The organism is Microcoleus sp. LAD1_D3, assembly GCF_036702135.1.
In the GTDB taxonomy this organism is placed as follows: Bacteria; Cyanobacteriota; Cyanobacteriia; order Cyanobacteriales; family Microcoleaceae; genus Microcoleus.
The window spans coordinates 1-1508 of the sequence record NZ_JAUBSB010000158.1; the positions used below are offsets into that span (position 1 = coordinate 1).

The 1508-nt window shown below is 39.8% G+C and carries 1 protein-coding gene; it reads left to right on the top strand.

From position 1 onward, the window contains the following. Nucleotides 1–203 precede the first annotated feature (203 nt). The gene (locus QUA74_RS29730; RefSeq protein WP_333336361.1) at nt 204–1412 is read left to right on the top strand and encodes an ISAs1 family transposase; all 1209 of its coding nucleotides are present in this window, start codon (nt 204–206) and stop codon (nt 1410–1412) included. Nucleotides 1413–1508 lie beyond the last annotated feature (96 nt).

Here is a 1508-nt window from a genome sequence, read left to right on the forward strand (position 1 = left end):
AGGTTCTGTCGATTAAATTTATGGCTATTTCTGGCTTTTTCTTGAATTCTGGGTCATCTTTTCCTTCTGGTAATGAGCAGGGTAAGCTCATCTAATTTAGTATAAATTGTACTTGACAAAAAGACAAATATAAAAAATGTGGTATTTACGTATTAGCAATTTTATAATGCCTTAAAAACTAAGCCATCAAGCGGTAAAACTAAATGGATAGAGGATTCCTGCCCGTTGTGCCAAGGTCTAAACTACTGAAGAAGCCCTCACCTATCTCTATGCAAGAGTTACAAGGAAGCTTATCAAGTTATTTTGATGACGTACCCGACCCGAGAGTGAACCGAACCAAACGTCACTTACTGAAAGATATTCTCGTCATTGCTATATTATCTACAATAGCTGGAGGTGATGGGTGGGAAGACATGGAAAATTATGGAATCAGTAAGCAGCAATGGTTGCAAAAATTTTTAGACTTACCAAATGGTATCCCGAGCGATGATACCTTCCGACGAGTTTTTGAAAAGGTAGACCCGAAAGTTTTAGAACAGAAGTTGACTGAATGGGTTAAACAATTAATTGGACCAGTTGTCCAACAAGTTATCCCGATTGATGGAAAAAGTATCCGAGGTTCTTATGACCGAAAAACCGGGGAAAAGAATTTACATTTAGTGACGGCGTGGGCGAGTGAAAATCGGTTGGTACTTGGACAAGTTAAAGTTGAAAACCATTCCAATGAAATCACAGCTATCCCAGCCCTATTGGAATTAATCGATGTCACCGGAGCGATTATTACGATGGATGCGATGGGTACTCAAACCGAGATTGTACGGCTGATTCGTCAAAAAAAAGCTGATTACGTAGTTACTCTGAAAAAGAATCATCCCACCCTTTACAAACAAGTCAAAACCTGGTTTGAAACAGCCAGAGCCAAGCAATTTGGGGGAATTGAAGTGAGTGAAGATTCCCGAACGGAAAAAGCACATCATCGAATCGAAACTCGAAAAGTTTGGGCGGTTCCAGTGGGGGTTTTAGGGGTGCTTTACAAACAAGAAGACTGGACAGATATTCAGACTATTGTTATAGTAGAACGTTTCCGTTATCTGTGGAACAAAACCACTCATGAAGTACAATTTTACTTAAGTTCCTTACCCGTAGATGCCCAGCTTAATGGTCGCGTTATTCGTCAACATTGGAGTATTGAAAATCAAGAACATTGGGTTTTAGATGTCACTTTCAATGAAGATCGATCTCGCATTCGGTCCTTGAATAGCCCTCGAAACTTGGCTGTTATCAGACGGATGTCCCTGAATGCTGTAAATCAAGAAACTACTCTCAAGCGTAGCTTGCGACAGAAAAGAAAACGGGCTGCAATGAATGATGAATACATGATGCTTCTTCTCAAATCCTTTTGTCAAGGCTGATTGAGATGCTCTTACCCTGTGGTAATGAGTCGGCTTTTTTATATAATTCAATATCTAATGGCAGGCTCTTCTTACCATCATATAGATGACTTGTAA